The organism is Pseudomonas sp. 13B_3.2_Bac1 (assembly GCF_025466205.1).
Taxonomy (GTDB): Bacteria; Pseudomonadota; Gammaproteobacteria; order Pseudomonadales; family Pseudomonadaceae; genus Aquipseudomonas; species Aquipseudomonas fluorescens_H.
In genome coordinates this window covers 21798-37158 of record NZ_JANLOG010000086.1, presented here as the reverse complement: position 1 = coordinate 37158, position 15361 = coordinate 21798, and the positions used below count along the sequence as shown (strand labels likewise).

The following is a 15361-nucleotide window of genomic DNA, read 5'->3' as shown; positions in this document are numbered from 1 at the left end:
TTTTGAATTTGTGTTCAAACCTGATGAGGTGGCTGCTGCATGTATCAATACGACGATTACGACCGCGCACTGGTGTTCGAGCGCGTTGCGCAGTTTCGCGATCAGGTCGAGCGCTTCATGGCCGGTGAGTTGAGCGAGGAAGAATTCCTGCCGCTGCGCCTGCAAAACGGCCTGTACCTGCAGAAGCACGCGTACATGCTGCGGGTAGCGATTCCCTACGGGACCCTGAGTGCCGAACAGATGCGCACGTTGGCGAGCATCGCCGCCGATTACGATCGCGGCTACGGCCACTTCACCACGCGGCAGAACCTGCAATTCAACTGGATCGAACTGGCGCAGGTACCGGACATCCTCGAGCGCCTGGCACAGGTCAACATGCATGCGATCCAGACCTCCGGCAACTGCGTGCGCAACATCACCACCGAAGCCTTCGCCGGGGTCGCGGCGGACGAAATGATCGACCCGCGCCCACTGGCAGAAATCCTCCGCCAATGGTCGACGATCAACCCGGAATTCCTGTTTCTGCCACGCAAGTTCAAGATCGCCATCTGCTCGGCGAAGCAGGATCGTGCGGCGATCATGATGCATGACATTGGCCTGTATCTTTACCCGGGGCGCGACGGGCAAATGCTCCTGCGGGTGATCGTCGGTGGCGGGTTGGGGCGCACGCCGATCCTCGGTCTGCAGATCCGCGAAGGTTTGCCGTGGCAGCATCTGCTGTCCTACGTCGAAGCGGTACTGCGGGTCTACAACCGGCATGGCCGGCGCGACAACAAGTACAAGGCGCGGATCAAGATTCTGGTCAAGGCGCTGGGCATCGAGGCGTTTGCCAGGGAAGTCGAAGAGGAGTGGCAGCACCTCAAGGACGGCCCTGCGCAGTTGACCGAGGCCGAGTATGAGCGGGTCGCCCGAGCGTTCGTGCCGCCGATCTATCACACCCTGGCCGACACCGATCTGGACTTCGGCACGCGCCTGGCCGAAAGCCCGGCGTTCGCCCGTTGGGTCGCGCGCAACGTGCAGCCGCACAAGAAACCGGGTTACACCAGCGTGGTGCTATCGACCAAACCGGGGCTGAGCGCGCCGCCGGGTGATGTCACCGGGTTGCAGATGCTGGCGGTGGCCGACTGGTCGGAGCGTTTCGGTTTTGGCGAAATTCGCATTGCCCACGAGCAGAACATCGTCCTGCCCGATGTACGAAAGTCTGACCTGTACGAACTCTGGCAGCTTGCCTGCGAGCGCAATCTGGGCAGCGCCAACGTTGGCCTGCTGACCGACATCATTGCCTGCCCGGGCGGTGATTTCTGCGCGCTGGCCAACGCCAAGTCGATCCCGATTGCCCAGGCGATTCAGGCGCGTTTCGACAACCTCGATTACCTGCACGATCTGGGCGACATCAGCCTGAACATCTCCGGTTGTATGAACGCCTGTGGCCATCACCACATCGGCAATATCGGCATTCTGGGTGTCGATAAAAACGGCAGCGAGTGGTACCAGATCACTCTCGGCGGCGCACAGGGCAAGCGCAGCGCACTGGGCAAAGTCATCGGCCCGTCGTTCAGCGCAACTGAAGTGCCACAGGTGATCGAACGGATCATCGGCACCTTCGTGCGTTATCGCGAAAGTGAGGAACTGTTTGTCGACACCGTAGCGCGCATTGGCCTGGAGCCGTTCAAGGAACGGGTCTATCCGAAAGTGCTGGAGGTGTCGGCATGAACAATCTGCTGCGTCTGGAGCAAGGTGTCGCACGCCTGATCGAGGATGATCCGTGGACGCTGGTCCGCGAGCCGGAGCAGGGCAGGCCTGCGGGGTTGCTGATCCTGCCGCTGGCGCACTGGCTGCAATCGCCCTCGACCCACGCGGTGTGGCTGAGCCCGGATGATGAAGTCGAAAGCGTGGTGCCGTGGCTGGCCTCGTTGCCGTTGATTGCCCTGGACTTCCCGAGCTTTCGCGACGGTCGCGCCTACAGTCAGGCGTATCTGCTGCGCAGCCGGTTTGGCTGGGCCGGCGAGTTGCGGGCGATTGGCGATGTGTTGCGCGATCAGCTCAGCCATATGCGTCAGTGCGGGTTCGACAGTTTTGCGGTGCGCGAGGACAAATCGGCTGAAGATGCATTGAAGGGCCTGGCCGGCATGAGCGTACTGTACGGCCGCTCGGTGATTGAGCCGCGCCCCCTGTTCCGTAGACGCTGAAGACTCTGTGGCGAGGGAGCTTGCTCCCGCTGGAGTGCGCAGCACTCCCAAACAGGCATGATGCGATCCGTCAGATAAATCGCGTTGTCTGGTTTGGGGCGGCTTCGCCACCCAGCGGGAGCAAGCTCCCTCGCCACAGGTGTTTTGCGGTGACATGCAAGGGAAACCCTTACATCCCGCAGCATTCCCGGATTTTTCCTTGGGTCGATGCTGGCCTTTTGGTAGAGTCCCCGTCGCCAGCGGGTTTTCGGCTGGACGACGGAACGAAGAAGGGAGTCTGGGTAGTGAGTGCGGGCAAAAAGATTTTGGGCCTCACGGCGTTGCTGTTGATGCTGACGCTGTGGGCCAGTTACTTCTATGTGTTCAAGGAAAACCGCGACGGCCAGTTGGGCGGCGCCGGTGAAAGCACCGCGTGGTGCGGCGCGCCGCCGTCCACCGAAGCGGCGCTGTTGGGCAAGGATCAACTGACCTTGCGCGTCACCAACAACCTGCGCGGCGAGTTCATGCTCAGTGGCTCGCTGGTGGTCTCCGAACGCACCTTCAACCGCTACGATCTGGGCCGCAACGAACTGCGTCTGCGCCTGGAACCGTTGCAGTGGTCGTACGGTGTGACGCCGATCTTTCTCGAGCAGGTCAAGGTTCAGCCACTGAGCCGCAACCTCGCCTCACCGACCAAAAGCGCCTACGCCGAGCTTGAACCTCGCCCGATCGGCGTGCAGGGCCAGGTCACCGACTTTCCGTTCGACACCTATCGCTACGGCTACAAACCGGTGCTGTATTACCTCAAGGGCAGCGAGCGCATTGACCTGCGCTTCAAGAACATCACCACGCTGATGGATATGTCCAACACCTTCACGCCGATCCAGAAGTACAACCGCGTCGAGTACATCAACGAGAAAAACTCGATGATCCGCGACGAGGACTACAAGGCCTACGGCCCGCACGAATGCGCGTTCAGCGTCGAGCGCAAAGGCTCGTTCAAGGTCGTGGTGCTGTTGTTGCTGCTGGTGCTGTGCCTGCCGTTGCTGCACGTGTTCTATCGCGACGAGCCGGGGATCGACTTCCTCGCGACGCTGGTGGCGATTGCCGTGGTGCGGGTGCTGCTGGTGGGGCCGGTGCAGGACTTCCAGCTGTACAACATCGACTTCCTGTTCGGCGCGGCGATTCTGCTGGTGGGTTCGGTGTCGCTGATCAAGGCGATGCGCGCCAACAGCCGGCGCGAGATGGCGTTGAAGAGTGGGGCGACGTCTTCCTGGTAACACTCAGTGTTCGAGACCAACACTGACCCTGTGGGAGCGGGCTTGCTCGCGAATGCGGTACATCAGTCACCCTTGATGTTGGCTGAGGGAATGCATTCGCGAGCAAGCCCGCTCCCACAAGGGATCCGCGTCATCCTTAGCGGTCACTTCAGCGCCGGATCACCCATGTTCATCTTCTTCCACCCCTGCAACAGCACCTGCGCCTTCGGCTCCTGGCCGTTCTCCAGGTAGTACTGGATCAGCGACAGCCGCGCATTGCGGTTCGCCGGTTGCGCCTTGAGCAAACGCTCCAGCTCGTCACACGCCTCGGTTACCTTGCCACTGTCGTGCAACGCTACCGCCAGCACATAACCGTACTGCGCGTTCTGTGGCTCCAGTTGCGTGGCTTTATGCAGGGCGCTCATGGCTTCGGCGGTCTTGCCGGCGCGGATCAATGACAGGCCACGGGTGTGTTGCAACAGCGCTGCCTCCGGGTGCGCCTTGAGGCTGTTGTCCAGCAGGGTCTGGGCTTCCTGACCGCGACCATTGGCCTCCAGCCATTGCACCAGCATCACCAGTGCCGGGTAGAAGTCCGGATCGCGCTTGAGTGCCGTGCGCAGCAATCCTTCGACCTCGGCAGCGCGGCCACTGGCTTGATACAACATTGCCAGGTTCAGGTTGGCCTCGGCCCGTTCCGCAAGACTTTTCTGCACTGCCTCATACTCGGCAATCGCCGCGTCCCAATTGTCCTGCGCGGCGCCGAGGCCGTTGTTGCGCGCAACGCTGAGCAGATCCCGCGCCGAGACAATGCGCACGGCTTTCACCGGATCATTGAGCATCGGCGTCAGCAACGCTGCGCGCTCCACGGGTGGCAGGAAGGCACTGATCGCCCGCACCGCACTTTCGCGCACCTGCGGCGCGGGATTGTTCAGGTCCTGCGTCGCCAGCTTCAGGGACTGATCGCTTGGGTAAAGCGGCAGTTCGGCCAGCAACGTCGCCCGTTGAATCGCCGGCAGATTGCTGCGCTGCAATTGCTCATGCAAAGCGTCCGCCGCGCCCGGCTGGCCGTTGCGGATCAGCCACAAACTTTCGTCATAGCGCGGCGCTTGCGCTGCAGTGGCGGAAGCCTTCCATAACTTGAACTGCGCGGTGACCTTGTCGCCGGCCTTGCCCTGGTGACAGCTCAGGCAAGCGTCCGGCGTACCGAGTTTCTGCGCGCGCTCCGGGTCGGGAATGCTGAAGCTGTGGTCATGGCGGAAGTCGTTGCCCATGTAAAACTTGCCGGGCATGTGGCAATCCACGCACTGCGAGCCGGGCTGGCCCAGGGTGTGGCGGGTGTGTTCGATGGAATCGTAGTTTTTCGCTTGCAGGCCCTTGCCGTCGACGCCTGCGACCGAAGTCTTGCCAGCGGTGTTGTGGCATTGCAGACACACCGCGTTGCCCGGTGCCTTGAGTTCGGTGCTGTGCGGGTTATGGCAATTGCTGCAACGCACGCCCTTGTCGAACATCTTGCTCTGCAGAAACGAGCCGTGCTCGAACACTTCATCCTTGATCTTGCCGTCCAGTGCATACAGTTCGCGGGTGAGGGTGCTCGGCAGGTAGTCGTCCATCAGCCGTTTGCCGACGGTGTAGCCATCGCCCAACGGCGCACGGCGCGCGTGGCAGCGGGCACAGGTCTCGATTTCGACGGTGGCGTTCTTGTCCTTGAGGTCTACAGCGAAACCCTTGTGGATCAGGTCGTGTTTTTTCTGCGTCCACTCCAGGTGATTTGACGCCGGACCGTGGCAAGCCTGACAGCCGACGCCGAGGCTGTTCCATTGGCTGTTGAAGGTGTTGATGGCCGCATCGAAATTGCGCTTGAAGCCGGTGGTGTGGCACTCGACGCACATGAAGTTGGCGTTCTGGCTGGGTTTGCTCCAGTGCAGTGGATTCTTGAAGTTCACGCCCTGGCCGGGGTAGAGGTGAAACCAGCGGTGTTTTTCGGTATCCCACGCCACGCCAAGCGCCTGCAAACGGCCTTCGCCGACCTCGATCAGGTATTGCTGCAACGGGGCGATGCCGAAGGTGTAGGCGACTTTGAAGTCAGCGCTCTTGCCGTCGATGCCCGGCGTGTTGACCCAGAATTCGTCGCCCTTGCGTGAGAATCGGGTGGTCTCGTTTTCGGCCTTGAAGGTGACGTTGTTGAAGTCGCCGAGCAGGGTTTCGGCATTCGCTGCCTGCATCGCCAATTGGTGATGCGAGCCTTGCCAGTCCTTGACCTGCTCGGTGTGACAGCCCTGGCATTGTTGCTCATCGACCATGGTCGCGGGCTTCTGCGCCAGCGACTGCGGTTTGTTGGTAACCGGTGCGGCGGCTGCAGGTGCGCTGATCAGCGGCGGCCTCTGCGGCGCGGGCGCGGGACTGAAAAGAAACCAGCCAATGCCCGCCACTGCCGCCAGCAGCACACCGATGGTGATGGGGAACAGATAACGTGAAAGGGACTTTCGGGATGAATCAGGATCAGGCGATACGACTTTATTTTTATGCTTGGGCATTACGACTTCCATGGTCCAGGTGCATTGGCCTGCTGGCGTGCATTCAAGCTTGATGCAGCTTTGCCGGATGCCCGGCGTCTGTCAAACGTCGGTTGTGAAGCAGCCCCCGAAGTTGTGTGAATTTTGCGGTTTTGCAGCGCAATCGGCGGGGTTTTAGCTATACCTGTAACTCCCCAATACGCAATACATTCAGGCCTTCTGACAGGAGTTACAGCATGAAGCTAGCAGTAATGATGGGCACCCTCTGCATCGCCACCCTGGGCGTAGTGGGTTGCTCCAGCAAAACCGTCGCTCCCGATGAGTATTCCGGCTTTCTCAAGGACTACAGCCAGCTCAAGGAGGCCAAATCGCCGTCCGGTGCCGAGGTGATGCGCTGGATCGATCCGAAGGTCGACATCAGCAGGTTCACCAGCGTGTACATCGAGCCGACCCAGCTTTATCCAAAGCCGCAACCGACCGCGAAGATTTCGCAGCAGACCCTCAACGGCATCACCTCCTATTACGACCAGGCGCTCAAGCGTGAAATCAGCAAAGACCTGCCGTTGGCCAACGGCCCCGGCCCGGGCGTGATTGTGGTGCGGGCGGCGATCACCGCAGTAAGCAGCAAGACCGAAGGCCTGCACGCGTATGAAGTGATCCCGGTCGCTCTGGTCGCAGCAGCGGTCAGCACTGCCAGCGGTATCCGCGATCAGGAAACCACCCTGGCCACCGAAGCGGTGTTCCTCGATGGCGGCAACAACAAGGTCGTGGCGCAAGTGGTGCGCAAAGGCACCGGCAAACCACTGGAAAATGAAACCCAGGCGATGAAGGCCAGCGACGTCAAACCGGTGATTGATGGCTGGGCCAATGACATGCATCAGATGTACCTGAAGCTCAAGGCCAGCTCCAAATAATCCAGCGAGGCGTGGGCCCATTCGCGAGCAAGCCCGCTCCCACCTTGATATCTGCGCCGGACACTCAGCCTGTGTCCACTGTAGATCCCCTGTGGGAGCGGGCTTGCTCGCGAAAGCGGTCTTTCAGGCACCCCATTACTGCCCGGTAAACCAACGGAAGTACGGGTTGCCGCCATCCCAACGCATCACTTCACGCATATCCCGCCCCCAGGCATCCCGATCCCCGTCATACGCATGCAGGCTCGCGCGGTAGAACTGCATCAGACGTTGGCGGTGCGTTTCCATTCGCTCAGTGAACCCGGTATCGGCATTCACCAGTGGCGGCGGCACATACAGATCCAGCAGCGCCGGCAGCACCCGGGTAATTTCTTTGCTGCGCACCCACGGCGCGTATTCGATCCGGGGCTGATCGTCAGTCACCGCCGGGGCGTTTGCCGCGAAGCGCTCAAGGCCTGCGCGGTCGGTGACCCAGGTCGCGAGCAACGCTGGCGCCGAGCCAATCCCGACATCCTGCAAAGTGCTGCGTACGCTGGCCTGCTGGAAGCGCTCGGTGATTTTCGTCGCGTCCAGTTCCATCGGCTGCAGCGAACCGACCAGCAGCATCTCGTGGAACTCGCTGGTCCACAGCGAGGCATGCGGGAACACGTCGAGGAAGCTGCGCACCAATGAGCGCGAGTCATCGATGTTCTGGGTCGGCAACGGTAGCCATTGCGCGACGATCCCTTGCTGCTGCAACCGACTGGCGGCCAACTGATAGAAGTCCCGCGAGTACAGATTGACCACGCCGGCCGCCGACGGCGGGGGCGGTTCGAGGGTGATCAGATCGTAGGTTTGCGGGCTGCGCAGCAGTTCCTGACGGCCATCGCGCAAGCGCACATCGACGCCGGGATCGCTGGCGGCGTTGAAGTTGCCTTTGAACAGGGGGGCTGCCTTGACCACCGATGGCAGCAGCTCGGCGACCACCCTATGTTCCAGCCCCGGATAGCGCAGCATGGCGCCGGCAGTGATCCCGGTGCCGAAACCGATCACCAGCGTCGAACGCGGCTCGCCATTGTGGATCAGCAGGGGCAGCAGCGCCTGGATGCGCATGTAGCGCAGCGATGGCATGGCATCGCCGGTATTGGACACGCCCTGAATGTACAAACGGTGGAACGTGTTTTCACCACGACCCTGAGCGACCACGGCCACGGTGCCGCCACGGCCTTCTTCGTAGAACGCCAGCGTGCCGTTACGCGCACCCGGCAAAAGGCTGGCAAATTTGTCGACCGGCGTCAGTACGGCCAGCGCCACCGCTACCAGCCCCAACGCAACCACGGCCTGACGTCGGCCTTTTTTGACGTGATGACCCTTGCGCACAGCCACGTAACCGATGCCGGCAGCAATGATCGCCAGCAAGCCCAGCGTGCGCACCAGCCCCAGCAGCGGAATCAGCAGAAAACCGCAGAGCATCACCCCGATAATCCCGCCCAGCGTGTTGAACGCGACCACGGCACCGACATCGCGACCGACCCGCTCACGACCAACACTCAAGCGCAGAGCCAGGGGAAATGCCGCGCCGAGCAACAGCGTCGGCACGAATACGATGCTCAGTGCCGCCACTGCAAAACGTGCGCTCATGCCGGTCAGTTCGCTGGCGCCCAAGGCCAGCACCCAGCTCTCGGCATGACTCTGGGCCAACACCAGCCAGCGACCGAGCAGGGCGATTTCCAGCAAGGCGATCAGCCCGGCACCGGCAATCAACAGACCGAACACGCCCCAGGGATCACGGATGCGCTCGACGCGACGGGCGAGCAGGGCGCTGCCAATGAACAGCCCGGTCAGGTAAGTGGCGAGCACCACGGCAAACGCATAGGTGCGGGTGCTCATGAACTGCACGATCGACTGTGACCAGACCACTTCATAACCCAACGCCACGCCGCCGGCGATGGAGTACAGCCATAACGCGGTGCGGTCTGCGGCTTTCTCGGTGTGATGTTTGACCGGCGTCGCAACCGGCGTCGGATGCTGACGTTGCAGCCACAGCGCACCGGTTGCGGCCAGCAGATTGAGCATCGCCGCAAACAACGCACTGCCACGCACACCGAGGGTGGCAATCAGCACGAACGCGGCGAGCAGGGTGCCAACAATCGCGCCGAGGGTGTTGGCCGCATACAGCTGACCGCCAGCCTTGCCCGGGTCAGCCGCCAGCGAGCGCACCAGTACCGGAAGCGTGCCGCCCATCAACACCGCCGGAATCCCCACCAGCATGAACGGCAATAACCAGGCGAGCAGGCCGACATGAGCTTGCAGCCAGGCAAACGGGCTCGCCGCCAGGCTCATCGCAACCGTCGCGCCAACACCGAGTATCGCCACCAGCACTTCCAGCCCGGCATAGAGCAACACTGGCTGTTGCAAGCGATCGGCCCAACGCCCGAACAGCCAGCCACCGATGGCCAGCCCGGCAAAAAACGCGCTGATGCCGGCAGTGATGGCATAGACCTCGACGCCGACCACCAGCGACAGCTGCTTGATCCACAGCACCTGATAGACCAGCGCGGCAGCGCCGGAGAGGCACAACAGCAGGGCAGGGATCAGCCGCGCCGGGGTGGCGGCTTGCGTGGTGGGTATGGCCGACGGCTTGCTGGCGATACGTGAGGACATGCGGTTTGCCTTATTTCAGTTCAGAAAGTGCTGTGACGGTGCTGGCCTCTTCGCGAGCAAGCCCGCTCCCACAGTGGATCTCGGGTGTAGCGAAAATCCCTGTGGGAGCGGGCTTGCTCGCGAATGGGCCGACACGGTCCCAGATTTGAAACCAGGCCGCCCGCCGATGAGGGCGGGCGGCTGTTCAACGGTCTTACTGTGCAGCCGGTGCCGCTTTCATTTTTTCAGCGATTTTTGCGTCAACTGCAGCACGGATCTGGTCGATGCTGAAGCTGGCCGGTTTCTGGCTTGGTGGGTATTCGATAAAGGTCTGCAGGAACGCTGCTGACTTCTGCACCGCTTGCGCCGCCAGGTAAACGTTTTTGGTCTGCCAGTCGTAATACTGATCGGAAACCACGTCGGCACGTTCGTACGGGTCCATCCTCAGGTTGAGGATTTTCGGCACGCGCAGGCATACGAACGGTTCGCTCCACACTCTGAAGCCACCCGGCTCGCGCTGCTCACAGAACACCACTTTCCAGTTATCGAAGCGCATCGACACCAGCACGCCGTCGTCGTTGAAGTAGTAGAACTCCTTGCGCTCGCCTTTAGGCTGTTGGCCGGTCAGGTAGGGCAGCTGATTGAAGCCATCCAGATGCACTTTGAAGTTGGTGCCGCCGGAAGTCGGCGCCCAACCCTTGAGCAGTTTTTCCTTGACGTCAGCATCGCCGGCCGCGGCGAGCAGGGTCGGGAACCAGTCCATGCCCGAGAACAGCTCGTTGGACACCTCACCCGGTTTGATCTTGCCCGGCCAGCGAATCATGGCCGGAACGCGATACGCGCCTTCCCAGTTGGAGTTCTTCTCGTTGCGGAACGGCGTGGTCGCCGCGTCCGGCCAGGAGAACTGGTTCGGGCCGTTGTCGGTGGTGTATACGACAATCGTGTTGTCGGCGATTTTCAGGTCGTCGATGGTTTTCAGCAGTTTGCCGACGTCGGCGTCGTGCTCGAGCATGCCGTCCGCGTATTCGTTGCCGGGCATCCCGCTCTGGCCCTTCATCGAATCACGCACGTGGGTGAACACGTGCATGCGGGTGGTGTTCATCCAGACGAAAAACGGTTTGTCGGCCTTGGCCTGTTTCTCGATGAACGCTTGCGCGGCGGCAGTGGTTTCGTCGTCGATGGTTTCCATGCGCTTGGTGGTCAAGGCACCGGTGTCTTCGATCTTGCCGTCGGCGAAGCTGTGAATCACCCCGCGCGGGGTGTTGGCCTTGACGAATTCGGCATCGTCTTTCGGCCAATACGGACGCTCAGGCTCTTCTTCCGCGTTGAGGTGATACAGGTTGCCGAAGAATTCGTCGAAACCATGGTTGGTCGGCAGGTATTCATCCTTGTCGCCCAAGTGGTTCTTGCCGAACTGCCCGGTGGCATAGCCCAGGCCCTTGAGCGCCTGGGCGATGGTGATGTCGCGTTTCTGCAGGCCAACCGGTGCACCCGGAATGCCGACTTTCGACAGGCCCGTGCGCAGTGGCGTCTGACCGGTGATGAACGAGGATCGTCCGGCGGTGCAGCTGTTCTCCGCGTAGTAGTCGGTGAACATCATGCCTTCTTTGGCAATCCGGTCGATGTTCGGGGTCTTGTAGCCAACCACGCCCATGGAATAGGCGCTGATGTTGGTCTGGCCGATGTCATCGCCAAAGATCACCAGAATGTTGGGTTTCTCAGCCGCTGTGGCAGTTGCCGACAGCGCCATCACCGAGGTTGCCACCAGGGCGAGTTTCGGTAGCCACTTGCGTATGCGAGTCATCTGACTTGCTCCTTATCGCGGGGGTCGTTGTTGCGACTTACGTTTCTTGCAGTCCTGCATCACGTTTTTTCTTATTGCACCTGCCCGGTTGCCGGTGGATCGAACGGGTAGATCCGGCGCCATTCGGTCGCCATGTCCACCACGGTCCAGCCACGGGAATTCGCTTCATCGAGGGCTTTGTCCAGCCGCCCGATATCGGATTTTCGGTCATAGGCCCACTCGCGCTTCGCATCAGTGTGGTGCACCAGCCCCATGAACCGCTTGCCGGGGCCGGCGGCGGTCCACTGCAGCATCTGCAGGTCGCCGTCGGAGTTGCCGAACGCGAGGATCGGGCGCTTGCCGATCACTGCGTCGATGCTCTCCGGTTTGCCCGGGCCATCGTCGTTGTGCGCCAGTTTTTGCGTACGCAGAATGGAAGCCTTGCCATCCTTGAACTGGAACGCGGTGACGAACGTGGTGCCGATCACCTGTTCCGGCGGGATGCCGTAGACCTTCTCGGCGAAGGCGCGCATGAACGCGGTGTCGCCGCCGGAAACGATGTAGGTTTTAAAGTCCTGGCTGCGCAGGTAGTCGAGCATTTCCAGCATCGGCTGGAAGATCATTTCGGTGTAGGGCTTGCCGGTTTTCGGATGCCGCGCCTGGCTCAGCCAGGTCTTGGCGTAGTCGTCGAAAGCCTCGGTGGTCATGCCGGTGTGGGTGGCGCCGAAGATCTTCAGGATGCCGTCCATGCCGCTGGCGGCCAGTGCCTTGTGGTCGTTTTCCAGCACGGCTTTGAATGGCTGGGTGGTTTTCCATTCGGGGTGCTGCGGCGCATTGCGCTTGACTTCGTCGAGGGCGAACAGCAACTCGAAATACATCGGCTGCTCGCTCCACAGGGTGCCGTCGTTGTCGAACACCGCGATACGCTCGGCGGGTTGGACGAAGTCCTTGCTGTGCTGATCGGTGACCGCTTGCACGAACGCGATGATGTTTTGCTTCGCCGGGCCGTCATTCCATGACGGCAGTGGCTCGCTGGCCTGGGCCAGCAGTGGCAATGCCAGCGCAAACAACAGCGCCAGGCTGAAGCGTTGACGCTGCGGCGGTGGATTGGTCATGGGAAATCCCTTTCATGAACGGGGTTGAGCGGACGCAGGGCCGGGGCCGGTTTGTGCTGCCGTTGTTCGGCCTGACTGTGAAGCGTAGTCAACGATTCACGCAGTTGATCAAGTGTTTGTGCAGTCTGCGGATCACGTCCGTAAAGTCCGCGCAACAGGCCTTGCAGGCGCGGCCCGGCACTCACCAGTTGCAGCCCCAGCCGACTGCGGCGCAGCCACAGGTACAGCGCGCTCAACTGCGCCGGATGAGCTTGCAGTTGCGGGTTGATCTGTTGCCAGGCGAAGTCGGGCGATTGTTCCCAGGCCAGTTGCCGCGCCTGCTTGCGCGCCTGCCATTGGCGGCGGGCGCGCATCAGCGCCGGACGCAGCCGATAACCCGTGCCGATACAGGCCGCGAGCAGTGCCAGCCACAGCAGCCAGCGCGTGGAAAAATGCAGGTTGTTGTGGTTGAGTTGCTTGAGATCTTCGGTCACTGAAAACACCGGTTTGTGCGCGCTGCCGGCAACGGCCTCGAACGTTACGACCGGCACCTGCGTGGTGCGAATTTGCTGCGCTTTGACATCCCACCATTTCACCTCGATGGCGGGCAGGGCGTAAGCGCCAGGCTTGTCGATGCGGTAGGTGGCGGCGTCGATCCGCTGACCACCGAGAACGTTGCCGCGACCGTCATCCAGGCGCATGACTTGTGGTGTCTTCAGATAACGACTCAGACCGGCAACGTCGCTCAATGGCGGAACCGGCAGAGCCATCGCCAGTGCGCCATCGGCCTGCAGGATCAATTGGCGGGTGATGCTGTCGCCGATTTTCAAGGGCGTTGCCGAGTTGCTCACGGTTTGGCTGAAGCGCAGCCCGCTGGCCACCAGCGGCGTTTCTCCGGGTTCGAAACCGGGTGGCTGGACGGCGCTGAAGTGCAGAGGCTGACTTTGTGCGCTGAGCGCTGTAGTGGCCTGACCCGGTGTCGCGCTGACCGTCAACGCCGGAATGTCGAAGCTGCGTGCGACATTCGGGGTGATCAGATAGCTGTAGCGCAAGCCGCTGAAGGATTGCCCGTCGATGGTCTGATTCAGGTGTTGGGCCTGACCGTCGGGCGGCGTTACCAGAGCACCGTCGAGTTTCAGCTCGGGGAGGGCGGCGGCGCGGGTGAACCAGGTGTCGGTGAGCACGTCGACTTGCAGCTCGACCAGACCGCCGACCATGGCGCCTTCGGCGGGTTGCAGGTGGGCCTGGATTTTCAGTTGGGGTTCGGCGGCAGAGGCCTGGATTGTGAAAAGGCAACTGGTGAGCAGGGTCAGCAGGGTTGCGGTGATCAGGTGGGCGCCATCGCGAGCAGGCTCACTCCTACAGAAGATTTTCGGCGCACACAAATCCCCTGCAGGAGTGAGCCTGCTCGCGATGGCCGCAACCCGGTTCATGGTTTGGCCCCCGATTGATCCTGCAAACTGAACTTCTGCTTGAGAAATTTCGCCGGCGAAGTTGTCAGGTTCTGCAACCACAATGCATCGGAGGTCGCCTGCTCGGTCTCGACCTTTTTGCTCTGGCCCTTGCCCGGTGCCTTGTCGAATTTCACCTCGTTCGGTTTGGTCTCGGGGGCGTTCTTTTCGGCGCTGTCGGTGTCCTTGAGCAAGGCCTGAGCCAGCGCCAGATTGGCCGTGGCTTCGGGGAACTGCGGTTGCCGCTGCAAGGCCTGGGTGTAAGCGGCAATCGCCTGATCGAACTTGAAGCGGCGCACGTAAATGTTGCCCTGGTAGAACCACGCTTGCGGCGTGTCCAGTCGAGCGAACGTCGCCAGTGCAAGGTCATAGTCCGCCGCGTGATAGGCCGCCACGCCTTTCCAGTACGGATCGACAAACAGCGCCGCCGCCTGCGGCCAATGCTCATGCTCGACGGCCCAGCGCCCTTGTTGATCGCGGGTGAAAAACGCATCGGTCAGTGCACTGGCCTGTACCGGTGCGGCCGGCCAGCCAAGGCCCGCGGCCAGCACCAGCGCCGGCACCCAGTTGATGCTCCAGCCCCTGCGCACACCCACCAGCGCCAGCAAGAGTAGCGGCCAGCACAGCCAGTAACCGGCGTCCTTCCAGTGCAATTGCTGCTGTTCGGCGCTGGCACTCTGGAAATGTTGTTGGGCGTGCAATTCGATCCAGTCCAGATCATCGTCGTCGAGGGTGAGACTGCCCAGTGGCGCGTCGACAGCGGCGGCCAATTGCTTGAGTGCCGCCGGATCGAAATGGCCGAGCAGCGGACGCCCGTTGCTGTCGACTGCCGGCTGGCCGTTGGCGCCCTGAATGATGCCGCCATCCTCGTTGCCGACCGCCAATACCAACACCTGCAATTGGCTGCCTTTCAATAGCTTGTCGAGGCCATCGAGTTGCGCAGTGTCGGCACCGTCGGTGATCAGCAGCAGGCTGCCCGGGGTTTGCTCGGCGCTGAGCAGGCGCCGGGCCTGCTCGATGACGGCGCCGACGTCCTTGCCGGGTTTGTCGATCAACCCGGTGCCCAGCGCTTGAATGAAGGTGTCGAGCAGCGCCGGATCGTCGGTCGGCGGCAACACCAGGTGTGCGCTGCCGGCATAGGCAATCAGCGCCGTGCGAGCGCCGGCGCGACGCTGGATCAGGTCGTGCAGTTTGTGTTTGGCCGCTTCCAGGCGCGTCGGTGGTACGTCACTGGCATCCATCGATGGCGACAGGTCCACGGCGACGATCAGGGGGGCGCGGTTCTGCAGAAAGTCCGGGCGATCCTGCTCCCAGGTGGGGCCGGCGGCAGCGATGGCGCCGAGTACCAACATCGCGCACAGCCAGTGCACCGGGCGCAGGCGCTGCCGGTCCTGCGGAGTGACCAGCAGATGTGGCAGCAGGTGTTCGGCGATATTGCCGCGCAGCCGTCGCTGCAGGTCGCGGCCGCGCCGCCAGATCGGCGGCAGCAGCGCAGCGCACAGCGCGAGTAGCAGCCACAGTGGGCGCAGGAAGTGCAAGTCACTGAGATTGATGTCCATC

General features: G+C 61.9%; 10 protein-coding genes. 4 read left to right on the top strand and 6 right to left on the bottom strand.

Translation table 11 applies throughout. The features are described from left to right. Window positions 1-39: 39 nt before the first annotated feature. The 3 genes from NTD85_RS14460 (at window position 40) to NTD85_RS14450 (ending at window position 3448) form a co-directional block, all read left to right on the top strand. Complete coding sequence (locus tag NTD85_RS14460) at window positions 40-1713, top strand: nitrite/sulfite reductase (RefSeq protein WP_003224483.1); 1674 nt, start codon at window positions 40-42, stop codon at window positions 1711-1713. Further along, complete coding sequence (locus NTD85_RS14455) at window positions 1710-2189, top strand: DUF934 domain-containing protein (protein ID WP_201137793.1); 480 nt, start codon at window positions 1710-1712, stop codon at window positions 2187-2189. Before NTD85_RS14460 ends, NTD85_RS14455 begins: the two co-directional genes overlap by 4 nt. Before the next feature lie 284 nt (window positions 2190-2473). After that, window positions 2474-3448 (top strand): hypothetical protein, encoded by a 975-nt coding sequence (locus tag NTD85_RS14450; protein WP_003224487.1) that lies wholly within the window; start codon window positions 2474-2476, stop codon window positions 3446-3448. A gap of 143 nt (window positions 3449-3591) precedes the next feature. Here NTD85_RS14450 and NTD85_RS14445 read toward each other — a convergent pair whose 3' ends face one another. After that, window positions 3592-5961, bottom strand: a complete 2370-nt coding sequence (locus tag NTD85_RS14445) for a tetratricopeptide repeat protein (protein WP_262142479.1) — start codon at window positions 5959-5961, stop codon at window positions 3592-3594. Between the two features lie 215 nt (window positions 5962-6176). Here NTD85_RS14445 and NTD85_RS14440 point away from each other — a divergent pair, with 215 nt between their 5' ends. Further along, window positions 6177-6854 carry a DUF3313 domain-containing protein gene (locus tag NTD85_RS14440; protein ID WP_262142478.1) on the top strand — a complete coding sequence of 226 codons (678 nt, stop codon included), beginning with the start codon at window positions 6177-6179 and terminating at the stop codon, window positions 6852-6854. Window positions 6855-6989: 135 nt separating this feature from the next. Here NTD85_RS14440 and NTD85_RS14435 read toward each other — a convergent pair whose 3' ends face one another. From NTD85_RS14435 to NTD85_RS14415, 5 genes are all read right to left on the bottom strand, one after another. After that, on the bottom strand, window positions 6990-9494 hold the full coding sequence (locus NTD85_RS14435; RefSeq protein ID WP_262142477.1) for a fused MFS/spermidine synthase: 2505 nt from the start codon (window positions 9492-9494) through the stop codon (window positions 6990-6992). Between the two features lie 193 nt (window positions 9495-9687). Then, window positions 9688-11277, bottom strand: coding sequence for an arylsulfatase (locus NTD85_RS14430; protein ID WP_262142476.1), 1590 nt, complete (start codon window positions 11275-11277; stop codon window positions 9688-9690). A gap of 71 nt (window positions 11278-11348) precedes the next feature. Then, complete coding sequence (locus tag NTD85_RS14425; protein WP_262142475.1) at window positions 11349-12371, bottom strand: HAD family hydrolase; 1023 nt, start codon at window positions 12369-12371, stop codon at window positions 11349-11351. Then, the gene (locus NTD85_RS14420) at window positions 12368-13783 is read right to left on the bottom strand and encodes a hypothetical protein (RefSeq protein WP_262142474.1); all 1416 of its coding nucleotides are present in this window, start codon (window positions 13781-13783) and stop codon (window positions 12368-12370) included. Before NTD85_RS14420 ends, NTD85_RS14425 begins: the two co-directional genes overlap by 4 nt. Continuing rightward, window positions 13780-15360, bottom strand: a complete 1581-nt coding sequence (locus NTD85_RS14415) for a VWA domain-containing protein (RefSeq protein WP_262142473.1) — start codon at window positions 15358-15360, stop codon at window positions 13780-13782. The genes NTD85_RS14420 and NTD85_RS14415 overlap by 4 nt, the downstream gene beginning before the upstream one ends. Window position 15361 lies beyond the last annotated feature (1 nt).

What these genes read in the sequence shown, in the direction of transcription:
- NTD85_RS14425 (WP_262142475.1), bottom strand. Translation starts at nt 12,371, where the DNA reads ATGACCAATCCACCGCCGCAGCGTCAACGCTTCAGCCTGGCGCTGTTG.
- NTD85_RS14435 (WP_262142477.1), bottom strand. Translation starts at nt 9,494, where the DNA reads ATGTCCTCACGTATCGCCAGCAAGCCGTCGGCCATACCCACCACGCAA.
- NTD85_RS14430 (WP_262142476.1), bottom strand. Translation starts at nt 11,277, where the DNA reads ATGACTCGCATACGCAAGTGGCTACCGAAACTCGCCCTGGTGGCAACC.
- NTD85_RS14415 (WP_262142473.1), bottom strand. Translation starts at nt 15,360, where the DNA reads ATGGACATCAATCTCAGTGACTTGCACTTCCTGCGCCCACTGTGGCTG.
- NTD85_RS14460 (WP_003224483.1), top strand. Translation starts at nt 40, where the DNA reads ATGTATCAATACGACGATTACGACCGCGCACTGGTGTTCGAGCGCGTT.
- NTD85_RS14455 (WP_201137793.1), top strand. Translation starts at nt 1,710, where the DNA reads ATGAACAATCTGCTGCGTCTGGAGCAAGGTGTCGCACGCCTGATCGAG.
- NTD85_RS14440 (WP_262142478.1), top strand. Translation starts at nt 6,177, where the DNA reads ATGAAGCTAGCAGTAATGATGGGCACCCTCTGCATCGCCACCCTGGGC.
- NTD85_RS14445 (WP_262142479.1), bottom strand. Translation starts at nt 5,961, where the DNA reads ATGCCCAAGCATAAAAATAAAGTCGTATCGCCTGATCCTGATTCATCC.
- NTD85_RS14420 (WP_262142474.1), bottom strand. Translation starts at nt 13,783, where the DNA reads ATGAACCGGGTTGCGGCCATCGCGAGCAGGCTCACTCCTGCAGGGGAT.